Consider the following 13,015-nt stretch of genomic DNA (forward strand, 5'->3'; position numbering starts at 1 on the left):
GGTGGTCGTCGATCTCTGCTCTGCGGGCCGCCCGCGCGTGGCGACGTCGCATGAGTATTTGGACAAGAAAGAAGTCTGAGAGCGCGCCCTTACCAGCGTCCCGAGACGGCCCGGGCGGCGAGGCCCGCGCGCCTGCGAAACTCGGCCCGCTCCAACCCGTTCTCGATGACCCGCGAGGGATCGGCCGCGGCGCGGGTAAGCAGGCCCGAGGCCTCCCACCCCGCCAGCATCGCGGGCAGGGCCGCAGGGGGCACCGTGGTGCGCCGGGCACGGGCGCGCGCCAGACGGTCCAGCCCCTCGCGCGCCAGCGCCGCGATCTCCGCCCCTTCGGGCAGCGGCGCCCGGCCCAGGGCCACGAGTTTCGGCACCGCGCGGAACCAGAGCGCAAGGCCTGTGCCCGTCCCGAATTCCACCACCGCCGCGCGCGCCGTGCCGGGCGCCCCCAATGCCTGCGCCGCGGCCCACATCAACCCGCCCGAAGTTGCCTCGAGATAGGCCCAGAGGTCATCCGCCGTCGCAAAGGGCGCGCGTTCCAGGTCCATCCTGCGGGCGTCGATCATCGCGTGCAGCGGGGCGGGATCCATCCCGGTGTCGCGCAGGACATCGGCCAGGGGCGCCACCACCTCATGCGCCCGCGGCGGCGTGCCTGACGCGATCTCGTCCAGCGCCTCGTGCCACCATGTCAGCCGCATCTCGGCGATCATCGGCTCCTGCGTGACCCAGGGCGCGCGGGCGATTTCCAGGTTGAATGCATAGAGCGGCAGCAGACGCTCCGCCCCCGGCCCCCGGGCCGTCAGGAACCGGTCCGGATCGCCGCGTTCGACCAGCTGCGCGCAGGCGTCGAGTGTCATGCCGCCCCCTCTTCCGCAACCACCTGCAGGTAGCCGTAGCTGCCGCCGTGCAGGCGCCAGAGCGCGATCTCGGCCCGGGCCTGCGCGATCGCCGCGGCAAGATCCGGGTCGCCCCCCTGTTCGAGGGCATCGCAGCGCGCGGCCAGCGGGTCGTAATAGGCGCACCATGCGGCGGAGGGCAGCCAGCGGCTCGCGATGACCCGGAACCCCGCGGCCTCGGTCGCCCCGACGATGCCCGCGGTATCGGTCATCGCGGGATAGGCCTCGGCCCAGAAGGTCCGGGGCGTCTCAGGCACCGCACGATGTCGCCAGGCGAGTTCGGAAAACGCCACCTTCCCGCCGGGGGCCAGCCGGTCGCGCCACCTCCGCAAGCCCGCCTCGACCCCGAGGAAATAGAGCGCGCCGGCCGACCAGATCAGCCCGAATTCCCCCCCGGGCGCCGCCATGTCGCCCAGCCGCACCATGACCCCCGGGTCGCCGGGGCAGCGCCGCGCCGCCCGGTCCACCAGGGCCGCGTGCTTGTCGAGCCCCAGAACCGCGCCTGCGGGCACCCAGGCGCGAAGCCCGGCCAGATCGGCGCCGGAGCCGCATCCCGCATCCAGCACTCGCGCGTCGGGGGCGAGCTTTGCCACACCGAGCGCCCAGTCGAGGCTTTCGCGATCCCCCGGCCCTTCGCGGTCGAGACCGCCGTAAAGCGTGAGGAACGCGCTCATGCGGCGGACCCGGCGGTCCCCGTGACCGGAGCGCGCCCGCTGTCCCCCTCCGGCACCGCGCCGTCGCGCACCAGCTTCCAGTTGATCGCGTCGAGCAACGCCTCGAACGAGGCATCGACGATGTTGGGCGAGACACCGACCGTCGACCAGCGCCGCCCCTGCCCGTCCTCGCTGTCGATGATGACGCGGGTCACGGCCTCGGTCCCGCCCTGGGTGATCCGCACCTTGAAATCGACGAGGCGCAGATCGTCGATATGGCACTGGTACGGCCCCAGATCCTTGGCCAGCGCCTTCGACAGCGCGTTGACGGGCCCGCGGTCGGATCCGGCCTCGTCCATGCTCTCGCTCACCGACAGGCGCTTTTCGTCGCCGATCTTCACCACGACGACGGCCTCGGAGAGGCTCACCATCCGGTCGTACTTGTTCTTGCGCCGCTCCACCGTGACCCGGTAGCGCTTCACCTCGAAGAACGTGGGCATCAGGCCCAGTTCGGCCCGCGCCACCAGCTCGAACGAGGCCTGCGCGCCGTCATAGGCATAACCCTGATCCTCGCGCTGCTTGATGGTCTCGAGGATCCGGCCGAGCGCCGGGTCGCCCGGGGCCACCTCGATCCCGGCGTCCTTGAGGCGCGCGCGAAGGTTCGACTGCCCGGCCTGGTTCGACATCGGGATGACGCGCTCGTTCCCCACCGCCTCGGGCGGGATATGTTCGTAGGTCGACGGATCCTTGACGATCGCGCTGGCATGCAGCCCGGCCTTGTGCGCGAAGGCCGACGACCCGACATAGGCCGCGCCCCGCTGCGGCACCCGGTTGAGGATGTCGTCCAGCTTGCGGCTGGTGCGGGTCAGCCCTTCCAGCGCCGCGCGCGAGACGCCGATCTCGAAGCGGCTGGCATAGGGTTCCTTGAGCATCAGCGTCGGGATCAGCGCGGTCAGGTTGGCGTTGCCGCAGCGCTCCCCCAGACCGTTCAACGTTCCCTGCACCTGCCGCACCCCGGCCTCGACGGCGGCAAGGCTGGCGGCCACCGCCATCTCGGTGTCGTTATGGGTGTGGATGCCGAGGATCTCGCCGGGGATCCCCTCGGCGATGACCTCGGCCACGATCCGGCGCACCTCGGCGGGCAGCGTGCCCCCATTGGTGTCGCACAGCACGATCCAGCGCGCACCGGCATCCTGCGCGGCCTTCAGACAGGCCAGTGCATAGGGGCGGTTCGCCTTCCAGCCATCGAAGAAGTGCTCCGCATCGAACAGCGCCTCGCGCCCCTCGGCGACCATGTGGGCGACCGAGGCGCCGATGTTCTCGAGGTTCTCGTCGAGCGTGATGCCCAGCGCCGTGGTGACATGGAAATCATGAGTTTTGCCCACCAGGCAGACGGCCGGCGTGCGCGCGTTCATCACCGCCGCCAGCACATCGTCATTGGCGGCCGAGCGCCCCGCCCGCTTCGTCATCCCGAAGGCGGTGAAGGTGGCGCGGGTCTCGGGGCGGGCCTCGAAGAACTCGCTGTCCGTGGGGTTCGCCCCGGGCCAGCCGCCCTCGATGTAATCCACGCCCAGCGCGTCGAGCATCTCGGCGATCTGCACCTTTTCGGGGGTCGAGAACTGCACGCCCTGGGTCTGCTGCCCGTCGCGCAATGTCGTGTCGTAGAGGTAGAGGCGTTCCCTAGTCATGGCGACCCTCCCTGCCTTCATCTTGGCGAAAATACTCCACGGAGGTCCGGGGGTGTGCCCCCCCCGGGCGCACCGCCGTGGGCGTCACGGGCGTCACGGGAGAGACTGCGGCCCCCATCACAAGCCCTCCAGCTTCGCGGCGTCGAACTCAGGCCCCGGCAGCAGCTCCACCCCCGCCTTCGACATCCGCACTTCGACCCCGGCGGCCAGCAACCCGGCCTTGAGGTGATCCACGCGGGAGAAATCCTTACTCTCCATCGCCGCCGCCCGCGCCTCGGCCAGCGTCTCCGCCCAGCCGGACAGGTCGGCCGCGGGCGCCTCGGCCCAGTTGCCCATCCCGTCCTCCAGAAGCCCCAGCATCGCCGCCGACGCCTTCAGCCCCGCCGCGTCCCCCGCCCCCGCAAGACGGTGGAGCTCCGCGATGGCGCCCGCCGTGTTCAGGTCGTCGGCCAGCGCCGCCACCACCGCGGGCGCCGGGCTCGGCGCGGGCTCGATGCCCGCGACGAGACCGCGCCACTTGCGCAGCGTGGCCTCCGCCTGTGCGGCCTTCTCCGCCGTCCAATCCATCGGCTTGGAATAATGCGTGCCCATGAAGACGAAGCGTATCACCTCGCCCGGCACGCCCTGATCGAGAAGATCGCGCACGGTGAAGAAATTCCCCAGGCTCTTGGACATCTTCCTGCCCTCGACCTGAAGCATTTCGTTGTGCATCCAGACATTGGCGAACCCCGCCCCGGGATGGGCGCAGCACGATTGCGCCAGCTCGTTCTCATGATGCGGGAACTGCAGGTCGATGCCGCCGCCGTGGATGTCAAAGCTCTCCCCCAACAGCTCATAGGACATGGCCGAGCATTCGATGTGCCACCCCGGACGCCCGCGCCCCCAGGGGCTGTCCCAGCCCGGCAGGTCGTCGGTCGAGGGCTTCCAGAGGACGAAATCCATCGGGTCTTCCTTGAACGGCGCCACCTCGACCCGGGCGCCGGCGATCATGTCGTCGACCGACCGGCCCGACAGCGCACCGTAATCGCGATAGGAACGAACCCGGAACAGAACATGGCCGTCCTTGGCATAGGCATGCCCCTTGGCGACCAGCGCCTCAATCATGCCGATCATCGCGCCGATCCATTCGGTCGCGCGCGGCTCCAGCGTGGGGCGCAGCGCGCCCAGCGCATCCATGTCGGCGTGATACCAGCCGATCGTCTCGTCCGTCAGGTGCCGGATGATCGCCTCGAGCGGGCGGGTGTCGCCGTCCGACACCATCTTCGCCGCCCGCGCGTTGATCTTGTCGTCGACGTCGGTGAAATTCCGGACGTAGGTGACGTGGTCCTCGCCATAGACATGGCGCAACAGGCGGAAGAGCGTGTCGAAAACGACCACGGGCCGCGCGTTGCCCAGGTGCGCGCGGTCATAGACCGTCGGCCCACAGACATACATCCGCACGTCGTCCTCCCGGATCGGCCGGAAGATGTCCTTCTTGCGGGTCTTTGTGTTCGTCAGGCGGATCTCGACCATGGTCTCCTCGCAGGCTGGCGCCGGCGGGCGTATCAGGTTCGGTCTGGCTTTGGAACAGAGGAACGGGCCCGCGCGACGGATGTCAGCGGGTAATGCAGCAGATGATGAGGGCGGCGTTCGTTCTCATGGCACCGTCGCTAACACGCCACACCGCGCCAAGGCAAGGGACAAGCGCCCACGCACGCCCCGCCGTTCCCCCGGCACCGGCTACACGCCGGCCGAGGGCCTGCGCTTGGGATGGCGCGCCCACCCCTCAATGCTGGTGCTTTACACAGACCAAATCCGCATGCCGCATGTCCCGATCGCGCGGGCGCACAGGACGCCGCCACGCAGCGACGAGCAAATACGCGACCGGCGCTCGTTCAGGCGACCGCGCAGGTGGCAACGGTGCCCCGAGTTCGGGGGTTGGGACCGGCCCCCAAGGCAAGGGCGGCCGTTCAGGGTGCCCGCATCGGACACGCGGTGGCAGGCATGCGCGCCGAGGTGGCCTCAGCCTCCCCTCAGGCCGGACCCCACGCCTGCCGCCCGAGGCTCAGCCGTAGCTGACGACCTCGTATTCCACCCCGTCTCGGTCATGGAAATAGAACCGCCGTCCGGGCTCGTAATCGGCGTGGTTCATCGGCTCCAGCCCCTCGGCCCGGACCTGCGCCTCGGTGGCGTCGAGGTCGTCGACCACCACCCCCACGTGGTTCAACCCGCCCAGCTGGCGGTAATTGTCCTGTGCGGGCACCTGCGCCCCGGCGCCGCCCGGCCCGGTGTAAAGCGCAAGGTACTGGTCCCCCGTGCCCACGTGCACGGTGTAGCCGTTGCCAAGCGCCGGGCCCTCCCAGCGCAGCTCCCAGCCGAAGAGCCGCCCCATCAGAGCCGCCGTCGCCTTCGGGTCGCGCACCGTCAGGTTCACATGTTCGATCTTCGCCATCCTCTCGATCTCCCTCGATTCGCTTCGGATGGCTCCCTGATAATTCCTCAAGTCTCCTTCAGGTCCAGCGCGAATGTGCCTGCTGCCGCGAACCCCTCGCCGCGCGCGGAGAGTTTTCGCCGAAAACTCTCTCCACCCCGGCCTTTCCGCACCCGGCCTCACGCGCCACACCTTCTCCCCCGTCCCTCTTGCCTTTCCCCGGCCCCTGTGGTCCCCCTCTCGGCACAACACAGCGGAGTGACGGGCATGAAGATCGCGAACCGGATCGGGCATATCACGCAGGGTGCCGGCGACGGCTGGGAGATCTACTACCGCACCCGCGAGATGATCGCGGCCGGAGAGCGCGTGCTGACCCTGACCATCGGCGAGCACGACATCCGCACCGATCCGTCGATCCTGAACGCGATGCACGACAGCGCCATGGCGGGCAACACCGGCTATGCCTTCGGTCCCGGCAACCGCGACCTGCGCGAGGAGGTGGCGGCCCGCGTCGCCGCGCGCACCGGTGCGGAGACCTCTTGGCGAAACGTCGTCATCACCCCCGGCGGGCAGGCCGCCCTCTTCGCGACCCACATGGCCCTGCTCGATCAGGGCGACCGGGCCCTGCACTGCGACCCCTATTACGCCACCTACCCCGGCACGATCCGTGCGACCGGCGCCGATGCGGCCGTGGTGGCGACCCGCTCGTCCGAGGATTTCCTGCCGCAGGAACGGGCGATCCACGACGCGGTTGCCGCCGATCCGCGCGGGGCGAAGACCCTGCTGATCAACACGCCGAACAATCCCACCGGCGTGATCTACCCCCGCGCCACGCTGGAGGGGATCGCCCGCGCGGTGACCGACGCGGACCTGTGGCTGATCTCGGACGAGGTCTACGACAGCCAGGTCTGGCAGGGCGAACACCTCAGCCCCCGCGCGCTTCCCGGCATGGCCGGGCGCACCATCGCCGTGGGGTCGATGTCGAAGAGCCACGCGATGACCGGGTCGCGCCTCGGCTGGGTGGTGGCGCCCGAGCCGGTGGCCGAGGCGATCGCGACGCTGGCCACGAACACTACCTATGGCGTGCCCGCCTTCATCCAGGACGCGGCCCTCTTCGCGCTGCGCCAGGGCCCGGCGTTCGAGGAAAAGATCGCCGCCCCCTTCCGCCGCCGGCGCGAGATCGCGATGCGGGTGCTCACGGGGCACAACGCGATACGGGTGATCCCCTCGTCCGGGGCGATGTACGTGATGCTCGACATCCGGGCCACCGGCCTGACCGGGACGGGCTTTGCCAACCGGTTGCTCGACGAGGAGAAGATCGCGGTGATGCCGGGTGAAAGCTTTGGCGCGGCCTCGGCCGGGCACGTCCGGGTGGCCCTGACCATCGCCGACGACCTGTTCGAAGAGGCGATCGGACGCCTCGCCTCCTTCGCCGATCGGCAGATGGACGCCTGACCCCGAACCTCTCCCCAAACTTCTCCCTGCCGCCGCCCGCGCCCTCCGCGCGCAGGGCCTCGGCGCCAGGCGTCTCCCGGGATCTGACGATCCGGCCGGAACCCGCCGACCTCCGCCCCCGTTGCCATAGGTGACAGGCCCCGCCGCAACGGATCGGCGGAGGCGCGAGCAGGGGGGGAAGAGCGGCGTGCGAGCATGGCTGGCAGGAAACCGGATCGGTGCGGTCCTGATGATGGCGGCGCTGGCCGCGTTGGCGGGTTGCGGCGGCCCCGGGCCGATCAAGGGGCGGCTGGCCGCACCGCGCGATCTCGAGGCCGCGGATTACCGGGCCGACGGCATTCCGGGAAGCTTCGGCGACACCAGCCCGATCGACTGGGGACCGATGGCACCCGACCGCTACCCGGTGCACGGGATCGACGCCTCGCGCTTCCAGGGCCGGATCGACTGGTCCCGCGCCCGCGCCGCGGGGGTCAGCTTCGCCTGGCTCAAGGCCACCGAGGGCGGTGACCGCGTCGATCCGGGGATCGAGGCCAACATGGGCGCGGCCCGGGCCGCGGGGGTCGCAGTCGGGCTCTACCACTTCTATTACTTCTGCCGTACCGCGCGCGAACAGGCCGAATGGTTCATCGCGCATGCGCCGCGCCACCCGGGCGACCTGCCCCCGGTGCTCGACATGGAATGGAACCACGCATCGCGCACCTGCCCACGCCGGCCCTCGCCCGCACGGGTGAAAGCCGACATCCGCACCTTCTCGGCCCTGGTCACGCGGCACTTCGGCACCGCTCCGGTGATCTACACCACGCCCGACTTCTACGCCGACAACGACCTCGGCAGCCTCAACACCGCGGATATCTGGCTGCGCTCGGTCGCGGCGCATCCGTCCGAGATCTATCCAGACGAGCGCTGGACCTTCTGGCAATACAGCGGCACCGGCGTGGTGCCCGGCGTCGGCGGCGTGGTCGACCTTGACACCTTCGCGGGGTCGGCGGGGGATTGGGTGACCTGGCTGCTCAGGCGGCGCCAGCCCTGAGGTGGGCGGCCCGTTCCTTCAGCGTTCGGATTGACACGATCGGACTGGCACGATCGGCGAAGCGCGACCGGCGGAGCGCCCAGACCGCCGGTCCCGGCTCAGGCCCCGATGCGGGTGAAGGAATTGCGCGCATCCGGACCGACGCCCAGCCAGCCCGCGACCACGGCCCGGACATGGGCGATGATCTCGGTCTTCTGGGTCTGGCCGCGGGCGCTGGCCTCCTCAGCCGCCTTGCCCGTCAGGCCGGGCAGCGCGGCCTGGATCGGGGTCGGCGGCACCAGAACCTTGCCGCTCCTGGCGTCCACCACCGCGATGGTGAAATCGACGTTCAGCACCCCCACGTTCTGCATCGAGAGCGCCTCCGCCCGGGGCGTCAGGGCGTGGAAGCGCTGCAGGAACACCTCGATCACCACCGGCTGCCGGCCGGGCAGACCCCGCGCACCGGCGGCAACCGCGGTCCGAAGGATCGCCGCCACCTGCGCCCGCCGGTCACCCGGACCGTCACCGTGCCAGACGATATCGGCATCCGGCACCAGGGTGTTGGCGTCGGACACGGTCAGGTTCGGCGGAACGGCCACGTCGACCCGGGCGAGGTGCCAGTTGCGCGACTCGGACGGTGGCACCGCGCTGGGATAGCTGGTGGCAAAGCGCGTGGCGCAGGCGCCGAGCGCGGTGGCCCCGAGCAGGACGAGAAGGGTACGGCGGGCGATCATGGCGGGCTCCGTCAGGGAAGGTCATCCCGGATGTGCCACCCGCCCCCGCCCCTGCGCAACGCCCAAGGCCCCGCCCGCGCATCATGAGCCCGGGCCTGTGCCCTGATACGCGCAGTTTCGGCGCGCGCCGCAGGGGGATACCCGCCGCTGCATCCGCCCGGCCAGTGCCGGTTCGACCACGGCAGGGCGGCGCCGCCCCCTGCCCGCCGAAGCTGCCGGTCCGGCTGCGGCCCCATGGCTGATGTCGAGCCCGTCGCGGGCCCCACGGGAAACCGCAGCGCGGAGATGGGCAATGAGCCGAGGCGGTCCGGGCCTGGCCGCGGTCGAGCGCCCTGAGCGGCGGCGCCCGGTCAGTAATCGCCCGCCCCGCCACCGGGCCGCGCGACGGCAGCTTCGGGCAATGGGTCGCGCCCGTCAGGCTCCCAGGGGATCGGCGCAAGTTCCTGCAACGCCGGCCCAAAGCACGGGAAGGGGACGGCGGGTGATCGAAAGGCATGACCAAGCTGTGGCGCCACAGCTCCAATCCGATCATCGGGCCACGCGATGCCGGCATAGGACGACGTGCGCCGACGTCAGGCTTCCGGGCACACGGCGCCAACCTCGAAACGCAGGACCAGACAAGCGCGGGAGGGGCACGGCGGGCGACAGGAAAGGCACCGGACGGGATGGTGTGCCAGAGCGCCCGACCCGCTGCGATGTCGTGCAACGGCGATCGCCCGCCCGGCTTGTGGCGCCACCGGCTCTGTGCCTTGATGCGGGCGGATGAACATGAAGCGGAGAGCCAGCAATGAACCACGACGAGCTGCGCGACTGGTCGAAACGGGCGGCTGACTGGGGCCACGCCTATCACGCGGGGCTGCGCGACCGCCCGGTCCGTGCCGCCACGACGCCGGGAGAGATCGCGGCGATGCTCCCCCCCGCCCCGCCCGAGCAAGCCGAGGCGATGGAGACGATCTTCGCCGATTTCGAACGGATCGTGCCGCCGGGCCTGACCCATTGGCAGCACCCCCGCTTCTTCGCCTATTTCCCCGCGAACGCGGCGCCCGCCTCGATGCTGGCAGAACAGCTGGCCAACACGATCGCCGCGCAGGGAATGCTGTGGCAGACCTCGCCCGCGCTGACCGAGATCGAACAGGTGATGATGGTCTGGCTGCGCGAGGCCCTCGGTCTCGGCCCCGGTTTCACCGGCACGATCCACGACAGCGCCACCACCGCCACCCTCTCGGCCGTGCTGACGATGCGCGAGCGCGCGCTTGACTGGAAGGGGATCGAGACCGGCCTGTCGGGCCAGCCGCCGGTCAGGATCTACGTCAGCCCCGAGGCGCATTCCTCGGTCGACAAGGCGGTGCGGGTGGCGGGGATCGGGCAGGCCAACCTCGTCCGCATCCCGACCGACGCCCACAACGCGATGAAGCCCGGGGCGCTGGCTGGCGCGATCGCGGCCGACCGCGCCGCGGGGTTCCTTCCCGCAGGGATCGTGCTGGTTGCGGGCGGCACCTCGATCGGCGCCTTCGACGGGATCCGCGACTGCCTCCAGGTCGCGCAGGCCGAGGGGCTGTATACCCATGTCGATGCCGCCTGGGCCGGCTCTGCGATGATCTGCCCCGAGTTCCGGCCGCTCTGGGACGGGGTCGAGGGGGCGGATTCGGTCGTCTTCAACCCGCACAAGTGGCTGGGCGCACAGTTCGACTGCGCGGTTCAATTCCTCGCCGATCCCGCGCCGCAGGTGCGAACGCTGGGCCTCAGGCCGGTCTTCCTCGAGACGCTGGAACACGAGGAGGTGGTGAATTTCAACGAGTGGACGGTGCCCATGGGCCGGCGCTTTCGCGCCCTGAAGCTGTGGTTCCTGATCCGCGCCTATGGCCTTGACGGATTGCGCGCGCGGATCCGCGACCACGTCGCCTGGGCAGAGGCGCTGTGCACTGACCTGGCCGGGATCGAGGGGGTCGAGATCGTCACCGGGCCGTCGCTGTCGCTCTTCACCTTCGCGCTTACGGCGGGGGATGCGGCGACCGAGGCGCTGCTGACCCGGATCAACGAGGACGGCCGGGTCTACCTGACCCAGACGCGGCACGACGGACGCTTCGTGATCCGCGTGCAGGTGGGCCAGTTCGACTGCACCCGCGAGGACGTGATGACCGTGGCCGCCGTGGTGCGCGAGCTGCTGGCCTGAGCGAGCAGGGCGCGAGCGGAGGGTCCTGAGCGGAACGCCCCCCGACCCCGGAAACGAAAGAAGCGGGCCACAGGGGCCCGCTTCTCCGTCTCCAGTCCTGGGGAACAGGATCAGAAGTGGTACGACACGTCGATCTGAGCGGTCGTCGGCTTGAGCGTGACGCCGGTGTGGTCCACGTCGCCGTAACGGCCGGTCAGGATCTGACCGCCGACCGACCAGTTGTTGGCCAGCATGTAGTCCATGCCGATGCCGCCGAAGTAGCCGGTGTCGCTGTGGCTGTCGCCCATGATGTCGGCGTTGATCGACCCGACACCCAGAGCGAGGTAGTAGAAGCCACGGCCGTATTTCGGACCGATCTTGCCTTCGATGGTGGTGTAGTTCTTCACCTTGCTGGCGGTGCCGCTCAGGTCCATGTTCGACTGGTCATAGGCGATCTGACCGCCGTAGACCCAGGAGCCCATGTCCTGCAGGTAGCCGAGCTGCACGCCGCCGAGCGAACCGCTGCCGCCGTGCGAGCCGTTGCCGTCGGCCTTGGTGTGGCCGAAGCCGAGGTTCACACCGCCGTAGAAGCCGGTCCAGTTGGGCATCGCCGGGGCCGGCGGGGTCACGACGACCGGGGCCGCCGGCTGAACCGGCTCGGCCATGCCGCCGGCAAAGGCCGCGGTGCTGCCCATGAGAATGGTGGTTGCGCTGATTGCCACGAATTTCTTCATCTTCGTCTCCATTAATTCCGACCGTCACTGCCCGGACGGCGCGGGGCGCTGCAGCGTTGTGCAACGTTGTCCGGAAACGTGGGTAGAACGCGGTCGGTTCCAAGGGGGGATCACCGTTGAGTGACAGACAGCGAGTTTTCCGTGACGAAAAGCGGCGAAAAGTTGCTTGTTTTTCACTGGACTACGCGGAAACACGCCAAAAAACTGGACTTCACGGTTCAGTCATGGCCTTTCTGTCGCAGGTTCCGTCACCAGGGAGGGGAAAATGCGGATCGGGGAAAGCGCGGCGATCGTCACGGGCGGCGCATCGGGACTCGGGGCGGCGACCGTGCGGGCGTTGCGCGCAGCCGGGGCGGCGGTGACCATCTTCGATCTGGACCGCGACCGCGGCCAGGCCCTTGCCGCCGAGACCGGCGCGCAATTCGCTGAGGTCGACGTGACCGACGCGGGCTCGGTCGCGGCGGGGGTCGAGCGCGCGCGTACCGCCATGGGCGGGCTGAACGCGGCAATCAACTGCGCGGGAATCGCGATCGCGGAAAAGACCTTGGGGCGCGACGGGCCGCACGACCTTGGACGCTTCCGCAAGGTGATCGACATCAACCTGGTGGGATCGTTCAACGTGCTGCGCCTCGCCGCCGCCGCGATGGCGGACAATGCACCGGGCGACGCGGGCGAACGCGGCGTGATCGTCAACACCGCCTCGGTCGCGGCCTTCGACGGGCAGAAGGGCCAGGCCGCCTATGCCGCCTCGAAGGCCGGAATCGCCGGGATGACCCTGCCGCTCGCCCGCGACCTCGCGGGCCAGGGCATCCGGGTCTGCGCCATCGCGCCGGGGGTGTTCCTCACCCCGATGCTCGAAGGGCTGGGCGAAGAGGTGCAGAACGGCCTTGCCGCCGAGGTGACCTTTCCCAGGCGCCTGGGCCGGCCGGAGGAATACGCGGCGCTGGTGTGCTTCATCCTCGAATGCGGCTATCTCAACGGCGAGGTGATCCGTCTCGACGGCGCGCTCAGGATGCGATGAGCCTTGCCGCGGCGATAGATCCGGCACGCAGGCCCCCGCACCCACCGCATCTGCGGGGGGTTCACACCCCCGCACCCACCGCATCTGCGGGGGTTTCACACCCCCGCACCCCCGTGGGATATTTTCGAGCAGAAAGTGGGAGCGGGAAGGCGTTTTCGCGCCGGCGCGGCATGTGTCGGGGGCGTGGGGGGCCGAGGCCGCCGCCGGGCGGGGGTCTTGCACGAAGGACGCAGCCTCAAATCCTTTGTGCGGCGGGTTTACGCCCGGGT

The 13,015-nt window shown here is 69.9% G+C and carries 11 protein-coding genes; 4 read left to right on the forward strand and 7 right to left on the reverse strand.

What is annotated here, in order from left to right; translation table 11 throughout:
- Nucleotides 1–89: 89 nt before the first annotated feature.
- The 5 genes from CVV76_RS04240 to CVV76_RS04260 form a co-directional block, all read right to left on the reverse strand.
- Entirely contained in the window at nt 90–851 is a 762-nt protein-coding gene (locus CVV76_RS04240) for a phytoene/squalene synthase family protein (protein ID WP_102223367.1), read from the reverse strand.
- A complete protein-coding gene (locus CVV76_RS04245; RefSeq protein WP_102223368.1) occupies nt 848–1,564 on the reverse strand; it encodes a class I SAM-dependent methyltransferase in 717 nt (238 codons plus the stop codon). The genes CVV76_RS04240 and CVV76_RS04245 overlap by 4 nt, the downstream gene beginning before the upstream one ends.
- Complete coding sequence (gene cimA, locus CVV76_RS04250; protein ID WP_102223369.1) at nt 1,561–3,231, reverse strand: citramalate synthase; 1,671 nt, start codon at nt 3,229–3,231, stop codon at nt 1,561–1,563. The genes CVV76_RS04245 and cimA overlap by 4 nt, the downstream gene beginning before the upstream one ends.
- 117 nt (nt 3,232–3,348) lie before the next feature.
- Nucleotides 3,349–4,743 (reverse strand): cysteine--tRNA ligase, encoded by a 1,395-nt coding sequence (cysS, locus tag CVV76_RS04255; protein ID WP_102223370.1) that lies wholly within the window; start codon nt 4,741–4,743, stop codon nt 3,349–3,351.
- A gap of 532 nt (nt 4,744–5,275) precedes the next feature.
- A complete protein-coding gene (locus tag CVV76_RS04260; RefSeq protein WP_102223371.1) occupies nt 5,276–5,662 on the reverse strand; it encodes a VOC family protein in 387 nt (128 codons plus the stop codon).
- A 246-nt stretch (nt 5,663–5,908) separates the two neighbouring features.
- On the opposite strand from CVV76_RS04260, the gene CVV76_RS04265 reads away from it, so the two are divergent.
- Both CVV76_RS04265 and CVV76_RS04270 read left to right on the forward strand, forming a co-directional pair.
- Nucleotides 5,909–7,096: a pyridoxal phosphate-dependent aminotransferase gene (locus CVV76_RS04265; protein WP_102223372.1), complete on the forward strand. Its 1,188-nt coding sequence runs from the start codon at nt 5,909–5,911 to the stop codon at nt 7,094–7,096.
- 187 nt (nt 7,097–7,283) lie between these two features.
- Nucleotides 7,284–8,126, forward strand: coding sequence for a GH25 family lysozyme (locus tag CVV76_RS04270; RefSeq protein WP_332888525.1), 843 nt, complete (start codon nt 7,284–7,286; stop codon nt 8,124–8,126).
- A 98-nt stretch (nt 8,127–8,224) separates the two neighbouring features.
- Here CVV76_RS04270 and CVV76_RS04275 read toward each other — a convergent pair whose 3' ends face one another.
- A complete protein-coding gene (locus CVV76_RS04275) occupies nt 8,225–8,839 on the reverse strand; it encodes a DUF6778 family protein (RefSeq protein WP_102223373.1) in 615 nt (204 codons plus the stop codon).
- Between the two features lie 787 nt (nt 8,840–9,626).
- Between CVV76_RS04275 and CVV76_RS04280 the strand changes: the two genes are divergently transcribed.
- Nucleotides 9,627–11,012, forward strand: coding sequence for a pyridoxal phosphate-dependent decarboxylase family protein (locus tag CVV76_RS04280; RefSeq protein ID WP_102223374.1), 1,386 nt, complete (start codon nt 9,627–9,629; stop codon nt 11,010–11,012).
- Nucleotides 11,013–11,122: 110 nt separating this feature from the next.
- On the opposite strand, the gene CVV76_RS04285 is transcribed toward CVV76_RS04280, so the two are convergent.
- Nucleotides 11,123–11,725 (reverse strand): outer membrane protein, encoded by a 603-nt coding sequence (locus tag CVV76_RS04285; RefSeq protein ID WP_158243092.1) that lies wholly within the window; start codon nt 11,723–11,725, stop codon nt 11,123–11,125.
- A 265-nt stretch (nt 11,726–11,990) separates the two neighbouring features.
- On the opposite strand from CVV76_RS04285, the gene CVV76_RS04290 reads away from it, so the two are divergent.
- The gene (locus CVV76_RS04290) at nt 11,991–12,746 is read left to right on the forward strand and encodes an SDR family NAD(P)-dependent oxidoreductase (protein ID WP_102223376.1); all 756 of its coding nucleotides are present in this window, start codon (nt 11,991–11,993) and stop codon (nt 12,744–12,746) included.
- Nucleotides 12,747–13,015 lie beyond the last annotated feature (269 nt).

Origin of the sequence: Acidimangrovimonas sediminis (assembly GCF_002871005.1) — a bacterium.
Classification (GTDB): Bacteria; Pseudomonadota; Alphaproteobacteria; order Rhodobacterales; family Rhodobacteraceae; genus Acidimangrovimonas; species Acidimangrovimonas sediminis.